This is a genomic window from Caulobacter sp. Root1455, from assembly GCF_001426905.1.
Taxonomy (GTDB): domain Bacteria; phylum Pseudomonadota; class Alphaproteobacteria; order Caulobacterales; family Caulobacteraceae; genus Caulobacter.
Map to the genome: position 1 here is coordinate 82,215 of NZ_LMFQ01000025.1, position 13,815 is coordinate 96,029.

11 protein-coding genes are annotated in these 13,815 nt (G+C 69.3%); 6 read left to right on the plus strand and 5 right to left on the minus strand.

Annotated features, from left to right (window positions below):
• The first annotated feature begins 99 nt into the window (after positions 1-99).
• The 4 genes from ASD21_RS21605 (at position 100) to ASD21_RS21620 (ending at position 5,696) form a co-directional block, all read left to right on the plus strand.
• Entirely contained in the window at positions 100-1,590 is a 1,491-nt protein-coding gene (locus ASD21_RS21605; protein WP_056446810.1) for a TolC family outer membrane protein, read from the plus strand.
• A gap of 117 nt (positions 1,591-1,707) precedes the next feature.
• Complete coding sequence (popZ, locus tag ASD21_RS21610) at positions 1,708-2,235, plus strand: pole-organizing protein PopZ (protein ID WP_056446456.1); 528 nt, start codon at positions 1,708-1,710, stop codon at positions 2,233-2,235.
• Positions 2,236-2,383: 148 nt separating this feature from the next.
• Positions 2,384-5,107, plus strand: a complete 2,724-nt coding sequence (locus tag ASD21_RS21615) for a valine--tRNA ligase (RefSeq protein WP_056446458.1) — start codon at positions 2,384-2,386, stop codon at positions 5,105-5,107.
• Positions 5,108-5,174: 67 nt separating this feature from the next.
• A complete protein-coding gene (locus ASD21_RS21620; protein ID WP_056446461.1) occupies positions 5,175-5,696 on the plus strand; it encodes a DUF4262 domain-containing protein in 522 nt (173 codons plus the stop codon).
• 15 nt (positions 5,697-5,711) lie between these two features.
• Here ASD21_RS21620 and ASD21_RS21625 read toward each other — a convergent pair whose 3' ends face one another.
• The 3 genes from ASD21_RS21625 to ASD21_RS21635 all read right to left on the minus strand — a co-directional run bounded on the left by ASD21_RS21625 (position 5,712) and on the right by ASD21_RS21635 (position 8,215).
• Entirely contained in the window at positions 5,712-6,077 is a 366-nt protein-coding gene (locus ASD21_RS21625) for a hypothetical protein (protein ID WP_056446465.1), read from the minus strand.
• A 113-nt stretch (positions 6,078-6,190) separates the two neighbouring features.
• On the minus strand, positions 6,191-6,829 hold the full coding sequence (locus tag ASD21_RS24315; protein ID WP_056446468.1) for a hypothetical protein: 639 nt from the start codon (positions 6,827-6,829) through the stop codon (positions 6,191-6,193).
• 156 nt (positions 6,830-6,985) lie between these two features.
• Positions 6,986-8,215 (minus strand): serine hydrolase domain-containing protein, encoded by a 1,230-nt coding sequence (locus ASD21_RS21635; protein WP_056446471.1) that lies wholly within the window; start codon positions 8,213-8,215, stop codon positions 6,986-6,988.
• Between the two features lie 350 nt (positions 8,216-8,565).
• On the opposite strand from ASD21_RS21635, the gene ASD21_RS21640 reads away from it, so the two are divergent.
• Positions 8,566-10,353 carry a class I adenylate-forming enzyme family protein gene (locus ASD21_RS21640; protein ID WP_056446474.1) on the plus strand — a complete coding sequence of 596 codons (1,788 nt, stop codon included), beginning with the start codon at positions 8,566-8,568 and terminating at the stop codon, positions 10,351-10,353.
• 136 nt (positions 10,354-10,489) lie between these two features.
• On the opposite strand, the gene ASD21_RS21645 is transcribed toward ASD21_RS21640, so the two are convergent.
• Positions 10,490-11,995 carry an amidase gene (locus tag ASD21_RS21645; RefSeq protein WP_056446477.1) on the minus strand — a complete coding sequence of 502 codons (1,506 nt, stop codon included), beginning with the start codon at positions 11,993-11,995 and terminating at the stop codon, positions 10,490-10,492.
• Between the two features lie 100 nt (positions 11,996-12,095).
• On the opposite strand from ASD21_RS21645, the gene ASD21_RS21650 reads away from it, so the two are divergent.
• On the plus strand, positions 12,096-12,827 hold the full coding sequence (locus tag ASD21_RS21650; RefSeq protein ID WP_056446480.1) for a TlyA family RNA methyltransferase: 732 nt from the start codon (positions 12,096-12,098) through the stop codon (positions 12,825-12,827).
• 206 nt (positions 12,828-13,033) lie between these two features.
• On the opposite strand, the gene ASD21_RS21655 is transcribed toward ASD21_RS21650, so the two are convergent.
• The gene (locus tag ASD21_RS21655; protein WP_056446483.1) at positions 13,034-13,720 is read right to left on the minus strand and encodes a hypothetical protein; all 687 of its coding nucleotides are present in this window, start codon (positions 13,718-13,720) and stop codon (positions 13,034-13,036) included.
• Between the last annotated feature and the right edge of the window lie 95 nt (positions 13,721-13,815).

The following is a 13,815-nucleotide window of genomic DNA, read 5'->3' on the forward strand; positions in this document are numbered from 1 at the left end:
TATGGTCTCTGGCCTTACAGCCGATCATATAAGGTGCGGGCGTCGCGCCGGGTCTGACCAAGACTTCTCTGGCCAGGGGTTTCGTGGGGAATGAACTTGATGTCGAATAGTCGCCGGGCCGCTTTGCTGGCCGCCGCTTGCAGCATGGGTCTCGTGGCGGGTCTGGCTTCGGTCGCCCACGCCGAGACCCTGGCGGACGCCTTGGCTCTGGCCTATCAGACCAACCCCACCCTGCAAGGCCAGCGCGCCAACCAGCGCGTCACCGACGAGGGCGTCGTCCAGGCCAAGACCGCCTTCCGCCCGACGCTCAACGCCTCCGCCGACGCCACGGCCTCGCGCACCGACCTGGCCAACCCGGTCACCGCCGTCGTGGGCGGCCAGATCGTCACCCGCGACCACACCACCGGCAGCGGCAGCGGCGCCAGCCTGGCCCTGCAGCAACCGCTCTATACGGGCGGCCGCGCCAGCGCCAACCTCACCGCCGCCCAGGCCGACGTGCTGGCCGGCCGCGAGGACCTGCGCAGCGTCGAGCAGTCGGTGCTGGGCAATGTCATCCAGAGCTATGTCGACGTGCGCCGCGACCAGGAACGCCTGCGCATCGCCCAGGAGAACGTCAGCGTCCTGAACCGCCAGCTGGAAGAGTCCAAGGCGCGCTTCGAGGTCGGCGAGATCACCCGCACCGACGTGGCCCAGTCCGAAGCCCGCCTGGCCTCGGCCCAGGCCAGCCAATCCTCGGCCCAGGCCATCCTGGCCGCCAGCCGCGCGGCCTACGCCGCCGTGGTCGGCCAGAACCCGACCGACCTGGCCCCCGAGCCGTCCCTGGCCGCCCTGCTGCCCAGCAGCGTCGAGCAGGCCTTCGACCTGGTCGACAAGAACAACCCGCAGATCCAGGCCGCCCGCTACGCCGAACAGGCCGCCGCGGCTCGGGTCGCGGTCGCCAAGGCGGCTTATCGTCCGACCGTCGGGGCCCGCGCGGGCCTGGACACCGACGCGACCCGCACCAACGGCACGGGCCGCGACTTCGGCGACTACAACCGCGGCTACACCGCGTCGGTGACCGCCTCGATCCCGCTGTTCACCGGCGGCCTGATCAACTCGCAGGTGCGCGCCGCCCAGGAGCGCGAGAACGCCGCCCGCACGCAGGTCGAGGGCGCCCAGCGCTCGGCCCTGCAGCAGATCTCGACCGCCTGGAACAACCTGCTGGCCTCGCGCGCCAACCTGGTGTCGAACGAGGAGCAGGTCCGCGCCACCCGCATCGCCTTCGAGGGCGTGCGCCAGGAGCAGCAGGTCGGCCTGCGCACCACCCTGGACGTGCTGAACGCCCAGCTGGAGCTGGCCAACGCCGAGGTCGCCCTGGTCGTGGCCCGTCGCGACGAATACGTGGCCAGCGCCAGCGTCCTGCAGGCCATGGGCGTGCTGAACGTCGCCAACCTGGCCCCCGAGGTCGAACGCTACGATCCGGTCAAGTCGTACGACAAGGTCAACCACGCCTTCGGCTGGGTGCCGTGGGAGCCTCTGGTGAAGGGGATCGACAAGGTCGGCGCCCCGTCGACGGCGGTGAAGGGCCAGCCCAAGCCGGCCGGCAAATAGGACGAAATGGCGCGCCCGCCATCCTTGAGCTTGCTTAAGGCGCGCAAGTCTGCACCATCGCTGTGAGCGCCCGCTGGGGCGCTTACAGGATTCGTACCCCTTCGAGACGGCCCGCACATGTCCGATCAGAGCCCCCAAGAACCGACGATGGAGGAGATCCTCGCCTCCATCCGACGCATCATCTCGGAAGATGACGCGCCGGCGGAGGAGGCCGCCGCGGCGCCCGAAGCGGAACCCGCGCCCGTCGCCGAGGAAGCTCCGGCCGAGGACGATGTCCTGGAGCTGACCGACCCGATCGAACCGGCCGCGCCGGTCGAGACCATGGGCGACATCGACGTCTATTCGCCGGAGCCCGAGCCGGAACCCGCTCCGACCCCGGCCCCCGCGTCGGAGCCGATCCAGGGCTTCTCGCGCGACCAAGTGGCCGACAACCTGGTGGGCGACCATGCCGCCAGCCTGGCCGCCACCGCGTTCGGCAGCCTCAGCTCGGCCCTGCTGATGCCCAAGGACGGCCGCACCCTGGAAGACGTCGTGCGCGAACTGCTGCGTCCGCTGCTCAAGGAATGGCTGGACCAGAACCTGCCGCGCATCGTCGAGACCAAGGTCGAGGAAGAAGTCAGCCGCATCGCCCGCGGTCGCGTATAAGACCCCGTCGTCCCCCGCCTCGGCGGGCGCGACGGTGGAAAATTCAAAGGCGGTCGCTCCGGCGACCGCCTTTTTCCGTCTCAAAATCCCCATTGAACCAAGGCCCACGGTTTCGCCGGGCGGCCGCAGATGGCATACCCACCGCGCCATGCTTGAAAAGACCTTCGATCCCAAATCCGTCGAGCCCCGTCTGTACGCCGCCTGGGAGGCCTCCGGGGCCTTCAAGCCGAGCGAGGACCCGAACGCCGAGACGTTCACGATCGTCATCCCGCCGCCCAACGTCACGGGCTCGCTGCACATCGGCCATGCGCTGAACAACACGCTGCAGGACGTGCTGACGCGCTTCCACCGCATGCGCGGCAAGTCGGCCCTCTGGCTGCCTGGCACCGACCACGCCGGGATCGCGACCCAGATGGTCGTCGAGCGCCAGCTGGCGGCCGCCGGCAACATCGGCCGCCGCGAGATGGGCCGCGAGGCCTTCGTCGACAAGGTCTGGGAATGGAAGGCCGAGAGCGGCGGGGCGATCACCAACCAGCTGCGCCGCCTGGGCGCCAGCTGCGACTGGTCGCGCGAGCGCTTCACCCTGGACGAGGGCCTGTCGACCGCCGTCCGCAAGGTGTTCGTCCAGCTCTACAAGCAGAAGCTGCTGTATCGCGACAAGCGCCTGGTCAACTGGGACCCGCAGTTCCAGACCGCCATCTCCGACCTCGAGGTCGAGCAGAAGGAGGTCGACGGCCACTATTGGCACTTCGCCTATCCGCTGGCCGACGGCGTGACCTTCCAGTACCCGGTCGCCTTCGACGAGGACGGCAAGGCCACGGAGTTCGAGACCCGCGACTTCATCGTCGTGGCCACCACGCGTCCGGAGACGATGCTGGGCGACACCGCCGTGGCCGTCCATCCGTCTGACGAGCGCTACAAGGACCTGGTCGGCAAGGACGTGGTCCTGCCGATCGTCGGCCGCCGCATCCCGATCGTCGCCGACGACTACGCCGACCCGACCAAGGGCTCGGGCGCGGTCAAGATCACCCCGGCGCACGACTTCAACGACTTCGGCGTGGGCAAGCGCCACGGCCTGCCGGCGATCAACATCCTGACGCCCGACGCGCTCCTGAACGACGAGGTCCCCGAGGCCTATCGCGGCCTGGACCGCTTCGTGGCCCGCAAGGCGATCGTCGCCAAGGCCGAGGAAGACGGCTGGCTGCGCGAGATCGAGAAGACCCGGCACATGGTCCCGCACGGCGACCGCTCGGGCGTGGTCATCGAGCCCTACCTGACCGACCAGTGGTACGTCGACGCCAAGACCCTGGCTCAGCCCGCCCTGAAGGCGGTGGAGGAGGGCGCGACGGTCTTCGAACCCAGGCACTGGGAGAAGACCTACTTCGAGTGGCTGCGCAACATCGAGCCCTGGTGCGTCTCGCGTCAGCTCTGGTGGGGCCACCGCATCCCGGCCTGGTTCGGCCCGGACGGCCACATCTTCGTCGAGGAGACCGAGGAAGAGGCCCTGGCCGCCGCCATGCTGCACTATGGCGACGAGGCCCCGGTCCTGAAGCGCGACGAGGACGTCCTGGACACCTGGTTCAGCTCGGCCCTGTGGCCGTTCTCGACCCTGGGCTGGCCCGAGAAGACCGAGGATCTGGCCCGTTTCTACCCGACCAGCACCCTGGTCACCGGCTTCGACATCATCTTCTTCTGGGTGGCCCGGATGATGATGATGGGCATCCACTTCATGGGCGAAGTCCCGTTCAAGCAGGTGTTCATCAACGCCCTCGTCCGCGACGAGAAGGGCGCCAAGATGAGCAAGTCCAAGGGCAACGTGATGGACCCCCTGGTCCTGATCGACGAACTGGGCTGCGACGCGGTGCGCTTCACCATGACGGCGATGTCGGGCCAGGCCCGCGACATCAAGCTCAGCAAGCAGCGCATCGAGGGCTATCGCAACTTCGGCACCAAGCTGTGGAACGCCTCGCGCTTCGCCCAGATGAACGAGTGCGTTCGCGTCGAGGGCTTCGACCCTTCGACCGTCAAGCAGCCGATCAACAAGTGGATCCGCGGCGAGACGGTCAAGACCGCCGCCGAGGTGACGCGCGCCCTGGAGGCCCCGGCCTTCAGCGACGCGGCCGACGCGCTCTACAAGTTCATCTGGAACGTGTTCTGCGACTGGTATGTCGAGCTGGCCAAGCCGATCTTCAACGGCGACGACGCCGAGGCCAAGGCCGAAACCCGCGCCACCACCGCCTGGGCGCTGGACGTGATCCTCAAGCTGCTGCACCCGGTCATGCCGTTCATCACCGAGGAGCTGTGGGACAAGACCGCCGAGTTCGGCGCGCCCCGCAAAGGCATGCTGATCGTCGAGAAATGGCCCGAGCTGCCGGAAAGCTGGATCGACGCGGACGCCGAGGCCGAGATCGGCTGGCTGGTCGATACGGTCGGCGAGATCCGCTCGGTCCGCGCCGAAATGAACGTCCCGCCGGGCGCCAAGCCGCCGCTGTCGGTGATCGGCGCCAACGCCGAGACCAAGGGCCGCCTGACGCGTCACCGCGACCTGCTGCTGACCCTGGCCCGCTTGGACAGCGCCCGCGAGGCCGACACGGCCCCGACGGGTTCGGTCCCGATCGTGCTGGGCGAGGCGACCGGCGCCCTGGCTGTCGCCGAGTTCATCGACCTGACGGCCGAGAAGGCGCGCTTGGCCAAGGAGATCGCCGGCCACGTCGTCGAGATCGAAAAGGCAGCCAAGAAGCTGAACAACCCCGACTTCCTGGCCCGGGCCAAGGAGGAGGCGGTCACCGAGAACCGCGAGCGCCTGGCCGAGGCCGAAGCCGCCAAGGCCAAGCTGGAAGCGGCGCTCGCGCGGCTGGAAGCGGTGGGGTAGCAAGGAAAGTCTGACGGCCGCGCCGCCGCTTGTCAGAGGCGATTGTCTAGTCCGGGGGGACGCGTCGATGGCATTGAACGACTACGAAGAACAGCTCGTCGCCAACATCGTCGAATATGGCTGGTTCTGCGTCAGCGTCTTCGGTGATGAAACCTCGCCGCCCTTTTCCTACACGGTCGGGTTCGCCGAGACGCTCAATGCGCCGGAATTTATCATCCTCGGAATGGCGGGGAAGATGGCTCACGCCATGCTGTGGGAGCTCTTCCGCGCGCTTAGGGACGGCGCGCCGATCCCCCGCGACGGCGACCGCATCGCGGGCATTCTCTCGGGCTACGATTGCGTCGCCAGAAAGGTGCATCCGGACAATGTCGTCCGCGACTACTTCAATTCAGCGATGTGGCGTTGGGGCGACCCGGCTTTGCGGGGAGGGCCGTTGCATGCCTGCCAACTCCTCTGGCCCGGCCTCGACGGCTTGTTCCCCTGGGAACCCGGATGCGAGCCGGAGGTGCGCGCGGCTCAGCCCTTGCTCTTCGAACCGCCTCGCCCCAAGGGGTTGGCGGCTAGGCTTCGCAAACTGCTGAGCCGCTAGACGGCGCCCGAACGCCTACTTCTTCACGCCGAGCATCCCCTCGATCTCGGCCTTGCTGGCGTTGATCAGGGTGGCGCCGTCGCGGACGGCCAGGTTGTTGACGGCCACGGCGAAGGTCTTGTCGTCCATCTTGATGGTGGCCATCGACTTGCCGGTGGCGTCGGGCTTGACCTCGGCGACCGAGCCGATGACCGCGCCGGTGTTGTCCTTGACCGGCTGGCCGGCGGCGACCGGCGCGGCGGCGGCGGCCGGAGCCGGAGCTGGCGTGGCCGCGGCGGCCGGATCTTGAGCGGGAGCCGCCGGGGCGGTGGTCTGCGCCAGGGCGGGAGCGGCGAAGGCGAGCGCGATCGTGGCGGCGCCGAGGGTCAGAAATGAACGCATGCGATTTCCCATCTGTCGAAACTTCCCCCGAAGTTCCGTTACGCTGACGCGACTTTGGGGCGCCGGCGGGACGCTGATGCGGTCAAAATGGGTCGAGGCTGAACGCGGTTCGTTCAGCGGCCCTCCGGCGCGGGCGTGGGTCGCCACGGGGGCGGGGACGCAGGCGAGGTCGGAGACGGGGAGGGAGATGGAGCCGGATACGGGGAGGAGGACACGGACGGATACGGGGAGGAGGACGAGCAGGGCATCCAGTGATACTGGCGGTTCTCCCCGTCCCATGCCCACGAGCCGCAGGCTGGCGACTGGGCGTCGCGTTGCATGGCCGACGCGTCGCCATAGTCCGGCGGTGGGCCCTCGTCGCGATCGTGGTAGATGGTCTCGGAGCGCTCTATGACCACCGGGGGAGGGGCATAGTAGCCGTAGTAGCTGGGATAGCCGCCGTACCAGTACGGATAGGCCGCGCCCAGCGCCAGGCCCAGCCCGACGCCGCCGAGATAGCCGTAGCCGCCCCAGTAGCCGCTGTAGCCGTAGCCATGGCCGCCGTGGCCGTAGTGGCCATAACCGCCGTATCCGCCGCCATGATAGCCGCCGCCATGGTAACCGCCGCCTCCGCCGTGATAGACGCCGCCGCCATGGCCGCCGCCGCCGTGACCACCACCGCCGCCGCGACCGCCGCGCGATTGGGCGTCCGCCGGCGTCGGCGCGGCCAGCAGGGGCGCCGCCAGCAGGCTGACGGCAGCGAGCCCTGTCAAAAGGGTTTTCATCGGATCTCTCCGCGAGGCCGAGGGTCATCATGGCCGGCGGCCATGTTGCCGGCGCGACAGCCTCACAACCCTGGCAGGATACGCCCGGCGAGCCTCAAACGATAGCGTGTTGCGCCGCCGGCCCCGGCGGTCGCCTACCGAGGCTCAACGCCCGTAGACGGCGTCGCGGACCTGCGTCGTGAAGGGGCCGTTCATGCCCTCGAAGGCGGTGTTGGTCATGATCACCACGGTCAGGCGGTTCTTGGGATCCACGAACCAGTTGTGGCCGTAGACGCCGCCCCAGGCCAGCGTGCCGGCGGCTTGCGGGGTCTTGGCGACGGCGGGGTCGTCCAGCACCGCCCAGCCATAGCCGAAGCCCCAGCCGGCGCCCTGGGTGGCCGCCTGGGCGCCGACCTGGTCCTTCATCATCGCCGCGACGGTCGAGGCCTTCAGGATCGGCGCGCCGCCCTTGCGCAAGGTCTCCAGCAGGGTCAGCAGGTCGCCGGCCGTGCCGACCATGCCCGCGCCGCCGGACGGGAAGGCGGTGTTGTCCGCGGCTCGACCGGGCGCGAAACGCACGGCGGTGTCGCCCAGCGAGACGTCCAGATTGTCGGTCATCCGCTTGGGCGCCGGCTGGGCGTTGAAATAGGCCGCGGTCAGGCGGGCCGGGTCGCGGGCGACAAAGCCGGCGTCGGTCAGGCCCAGCGGCCCGGTGACGGTCTCGGCCACGACCTGGGGCAGGGACTTGCCGGACGCCTTCTCGATCACCGAGCCCAGCACGTCGATGGCCAGCGAATAGCGCCAGGCCGAGCCGGGCGGGAAGGCCAGGGGCGCCTGGCTCAGGCGCCGCAGGTTCTCGTCCAGGGTGATCCCCGAATTGTCGACGCCGTCCGAGACGCCCAGCTGGTGGTAGGGGTGCGACGGCTTCTCCGCCAAGCCGTAGGTCAGGCCGCTGGTGTGGGTCAGAAGTTGGCGCAGGGTGATGACCGGCTGGGTCCCGTCGACCAGCTTAGGCCGGAAGTCCGGAAGCCATTTGGTCACCGGATCGTCGAGGCTCAGCACGCCGTCCTCGACCAGCTTCATCACGGCGGCGGTGACGAACGGCTTGGTGACCGAGGAGAACCGGAAGACCGCGTCCTCGCGCATGGGGCTGTTGGCCTCGCGATCGGCCAGGCCGGCCGCGCGGCGGTAGACGACCTTGCCGTCCCGAGCGACCAGCACGACCGTCCCGACCAGGCGATGCTCGGCAAGGGCGGTGTCGACCACCTTGTCGAGGCGGGCGGCCAGCGCCGCGTCGGGCGCGGCGGCGACCGCCGGGGGCGCAGGCGCGGCGTGGCTGGGAACCGCCAGGGCCAGGCTGGCGGCGACGGCGAGGCTTGAGATCCACGGACGCATGCGATGATCCCCTGTTTTCCGAGACCTGAGGTAGGGCGTTACCCGAGAAGCGACAAGCGGCGTCCGATATCCTCCCCCTGTCGGGGAGGTGTCGGCGAAGCCGACGGAAGGGGGGAGGGGGCGGAAGACGGCCGCGAACTGGATCGAAGATCCTAAAGCTCCCCCCACCGATCGCTTCGCGATCGCCTCCCCCACGGGGGGAGGGCCCGAGGAAGAGCCCAATCCGCGCCTCTAAGTAATCATTGTTCCCTTACGTTCGAACGGACGTTTGCATCGCGCTCCAGCCTGTGCTTTCTCCCAAGGGAAACGTGCCCCTCGAACAAGGCGCGACACATACCGGGAGAGTAACGATGACCCAGGCCGCGCCCGCGTCCGCCGCCGCGCCCACCCAGACCCCCGCTCCTGGCGCCGTCCCGTGGCCCGCCATGTCGGTCAAGCAGGCCTACGCCATGATCACCGCCCCCGGCTCGCCCGGCGAGATGGAGGAGATCGACATCCGGGGCGTTCCGACCCGGGTCTGGAAGAACTGCCCGCCGACCCTGCGCGACACCCTGCTGGTGGGCCGCACCCATGGCGACAAGATCTATCTGGTCCACGAGGACGAGCGGGTCAGCTTCGAGGCCCTCTACCGCGCCGTGACCGTGTTCGCCGCCGAGCTGGAAGCGGCCGGCGTCAAGAAGGGCGACCGGGTCGCCCTGATCATGCGCAACCTGCCCGAATGGCCGGTGGCCTTCTATGCCGGCCTGTCGATCGGCGCGATCCTGACGCCGCTGAACGCTTGGTGGACCGGCCACGAACTGGAATACGGCCTGCTCGACAGCGGCGCCACCGTGGCGGTGATGGACGTCGAGCGCTACGAGCGCCTGGCCGAGCACTTCGACAATTGCCCCGACCTCACGCGGGTCTATGTCAGCCGTTCGCGGGAAGAGATCGCCCACCCGTACGTGAAGCGGATGGAGTCGGTGATCGGCTGCCCCAACGACTGGATCAAGCTGGACGAGAAGCCGCTGTCGACCGTCGAGCTGGGTCCCGAGGACGACGCGACGATCTTCTACACCTCCGGCACCACGGGCAAACCCAAGGGCGCCCTGGCCACGCACCGCGCGATCAACAGCAACATCTTCGCCGCCGCCGCCGCCTCCGCCCGCAGCTATCTGCGTCGCGGCGAGGCCCCGCCGCAGCCCGATCCCAGCCTGCCGCAGAAGGGCTCGCTGATCTCGGTGCCGTTCTTCCACGCCACCGGCTGTTTCGCGGTGATGAACCCCTCGCTGTTCGGCGGGGCCAAGCTGGCCATGATCCGCAAGTGGGATCCGGAAAAGGCCATGCAGCTGATCCAGGACGAGAAGCTGACCCAGATGGGCGGCGTGCCGACCATCGCCTGGCAGATCATCGAGCATCCCAGCCGGCCGAACTACGACCTATCGTCGCTGGAGACCGTGGCCTATGGCGGCGCGCCCTCGGCCCCGGAGCTGGTGCGCAAGATCAAGGAGATCTGGCCCAAGTCGCTGCCGGGCAACGGCTGGGGCATGACCGAGACCTCGGCCACGGCCACCAGCAACTCGGCGGAAGACTACGAGAACCGCCCCGACAGCTGCGGCCCGGCCGTGCCGGTCACCGACCTGAAGATCATGACCGTCGAGGCGCCCTATCGCGAGCTGCCGATCGGCGAGGTCGGCGAGCTGTGGTGCAAGGGCCCGCAGGTGGTGAAGGGCTATTGGAACAAGCCCGAGGCCACCGCCCAGACCTTCGTCGACGGCTGGGTGCGCACCGGCGACCTGGCGCGCCTGGACGAGGAAGGCTTCTGCTACATCATCGACCGGGCCAAGGACATGCTGATCCGCGGCGGCGAGAACATCTACTGCATCGAGGTCGAAAACGTCCTCTATGACCACCCGGCGGTGATGGACGCGGCCCTGGTCGGCGTCCCGCACAAGACCCTGGGCGAGGAGCCGGCCGCCATCGTCACCCTCAAGCCCGGCGCCCACGCCGACGAGGCCGAGCTGCGGGCCTTCGTCGCCGACCGCCTGGCCGCCTTCAAGGTGCCGGTCAAGGTGGTGTTCTGGCCCGAGACCCTGCCGCGCAACGCCAACGGCAAGATCATGAAGAACGAACTGAAGAAGGTGTTCGTCGAGGGCTAGGCGGCCGAAACGCCTTTCCCTCCCCTTTATGGGGAGGGTGGCCCCGAAGGGGTCGGGTGGGGCTTGATGACTCGGCGGACCCCACCCACCAGCTTCGCTGGTCCCCCCTCCCCACAAGGGGGAGGGAAGATTCAGATCACACGCTCACCACCGGCTTGCGCCACGCCCAGGGCTGGGCCGTCTCCAGCTCATACGCCAGCGCCAGCAGCGTCTTCTCGGCCCCGACCCGTCCCGCGAACTGCACGCCCACCGGCAGGCCGTCGGGGGTCCAGTGCAGCGGCACGCTCATCGACGCCGCCCCGGCCACGTTGTGCAGGGTGGTGTAGCCCACATAGGCGTTGAGCCGTTCGGTCAGGGTGGGGATGTCGACCGTCCCCGCCACCCAGCCCAGTCGCGCCGGGGGCTGGCCCAGCACGGGCGAGACGATCACGTCGTAGCGGTCGAACCAGCGGTCATAGGCCTGGCCCGCCGCGTTCAGATTGGCCACGGCCTTGCGCAGGCCGTCGGGCGGCATCTGGCCGACCAGTTCGGCCATGGCCAGGGTGAACGGCTCCAGCAGGCTGTCGTCCGGTTTCCGGCCGATCGCCTTGCCGACCGCGTCGACCAGCTCGGCGGCCCCGCTGGCCCACAGCGCCAGAAAGTCCTGGGCGTAGGCGGCGCCGTCCACCGGCCACTTGGTCGGTTCGACCGTGTGGCCCAGCGACTCCATCAGCTTGGCGGCGTTCTCGGTGGCGGCGCGCACCTCCGGGTGGGGTTGGGCGCCGAGCATGGTCTCGACCACCAGGCCGACCCGCAGCCGCCGCTTGTCGGGACCCGAGATCAGGCCGACCGGCGGCAGGATCTCGTCGGCCCCGTGGCGCTCGGTCGCCGCCAACAGGGTGGCGCTGTCGCGGACGCTGTGGCTGACGCAGTGATAGACCGACAGATCGACCCCGCGCTGGGGCGGACGGCCCAGGACCATCCGGCCCCGCGACGGCTTCAGGCCGAACAGGCCGCAATTGGACGCCGGGATGCGGATCGAGCCGCCGCCGTCGCTGGCGTGGGCGAAGGCCGTGACGCCCGCCGCGGTCGCCACCGCGGCGCCGCCGGACGAACCGCCGCTGGAATGGTCGGAGTTCCACGGGTTGCGGGTGGGCGGAAAGCCGACCGGCTCGGTGGTCGGCAGGAAGCCGTATTCCGGCGTCGACGACTTGCCGATGACGATCAGCCCGGCCTTGTCGAAGCGATCGACATAGGCTTCCTGGGCCTTGGCCGGCGGGTTGCGCAGCATGGCGCGCGAGCCGCTGTAGGTGGGCAGGCCGACATAGTCGTCCAGGTCCTTGACCAGGAACGGCACGCCCGCGAAGGGACCGGTCGGCTGGGCCGTTCCCGCGTCGAGGCGCTTGGCCTTGTCGATGGCGCGGTCGAAGTCGGGCGTGACCAGGAAGCCCAGCTTGGGCTGCAGCGCCTCGGCGTCGCGCACGGCCTTTTCCGTCACCTCCAGCGCGCTGACCTCCTTGCGGCGGATGCGGCCGGCGATCTCGACGGCGTCGGGCGCCCAGGGCGCGGACGAGGCGGCGGAGGCCGGCTTGGCCCCGGCTTCGGAAGCGGCGGCGGCGATCGCGGCGGCGCCGGCGACCAGGCCCTGGCGTCTGGACATCATGAGATTCCCCCTCTGGGCCCGACGTCTGGAGCGCGTCGGTGATCAGTGTTCACTGTGAACCGAAGGGCGTCGGCTCCGCAAGTCGTGCTACAGCCCCCGGATGAAACGCAAACGCGCCGACATTCTGCTGGTCGAGACCGGCCTGTTCGACAGCCGGGCCAAGGCCCGCGCCGCCATCGAGGCCGGGGCCGTCAAGGCCGACGGCAAGGTCGTGACCAAGCCGTCGCAGGAGCTTGAGCAGACCGCCGTGCTCGAAGGCGTCGCCGCCTTCCCCTGGGTGGGACGCGGCGCCCTGAAGCTGGCCCACGCCCTGGAGCTGTGGCCGATCGCCGTCGAGGGCAAGATCGCCCTCGACGTCGGGGCCTCGACCGGCGGCTTCACCGAGGTGCTGCTGTCGAAGGGCGCGGCCAAGGTCTATGCCGTCGATGTCGGCCGCGAGCAGCTGCATCCGCGCATCGCCGCCGATCCTCGCGTGATCGACCGCTCCGGCGTCGACGCCCGGGTGCTGGACGAAGGCCATTTGGACGAGGCGCCCGGCCTGGTGGTCAGCGACGTCAGCTTCATCTCGGTGGAGAAGTGCCTGCCCGTGGCCCTGGACCTGGCCGAGCCGGGGGCGGACCTGGTCAGCCTGATCAAACCGCAGTTCGAAGCCGGCCGCGACCGGGTGGGGAAGGGCGGCTTGGTCAAGGACCCGGCGATCATCGCCGACTGCATCGTCTCGGTGCGCGCCTTCGTCGAGGCGTCGGGCTGGACGGTGAAGGCCGTGGCGCCCAGCCCGATCACCGGCGGCGACGGCCAGGTCGAGCACCTGCTGTGGGCCGTCAAGGACTAGGGCCGATCGATACGGCTTCTGACGCGAAAACCCCGTCCTTCGACAAGCTCAGGATGAGTTTTCTACGGCCACGGCCCTGACATTGGTCCTCATCCCGAGCTTGTCGAAGGAGAGGGCCACGCACCAGGCTCGGCTCTTGGCGAAGAAAAAGGCCGCCGGCGCGAACGCCGGCGGCCTCAAGACAATCGAATGAGAAATAGCCGGACCTATTCGACGACCTGGTAGCGCCCCGAGGCGTCCGGGCAGACGCGGACGAAGCGCTTCTGGGTGCGGCCGTCCGGCAGGTAGATCGGGCTTTCGGCCAGGGTGCAGCCGCCGGCCTCGACCTTGCTGTCGCTCACGCCGTAGACGGCTTGGGCCTCGGGGCCGTAGCCGCCGGGACGATCGCCGTCGTCGCCGTCGTCGTAGCGGCTGTTGTCGGAGCGGTCGGCGTAGCTGCGATCATAGTCGGTGCGGTCATAGCCAGCGGCGCGGTCATAGCTGTCGACGCGGTCATAGTCGCTGTGGTCATAGCTGTTGCTGGCGCCCCGGTCGTAGGCCGGCGGAGGCGGCGGCGGGACCGAAGAGCAGGCGGCCGAGTGGCGGCCGATGGCCGAACCGGCGATCGCGCCCAGCAGGCCGCCGAGCACGGCGCCTTCGGTGCGGGCGCCATGGGCGGCCACGCTGGTGCCGATCGCCGCGCCCAGGCCCGCTCCGACCAGGCCGCCGCCCGTGCCGCGCTGCGTCGTGCTGCGCTGGCAGGGATCATAGTAGGGGCCGTTGGTTTGATAGCCGCCGCCGTAGGCGCCGGCGGCGCCGTAACCGCCATAGGACTGGGCCGAGGCCATCGTCGGGGCCAGCGCGCCGGCGAGGAGGGCCGCGGTCGCGACGCCGAGAACGGACTTGAACATCATCGAAAACTCCTCCGACCGAGTCCGTAGAGGGCTGGACCCGCCTTACGTCTTAGATTGCCGAGTTCTTCATGAACGGCGGTTGAGCGACCCGTTCA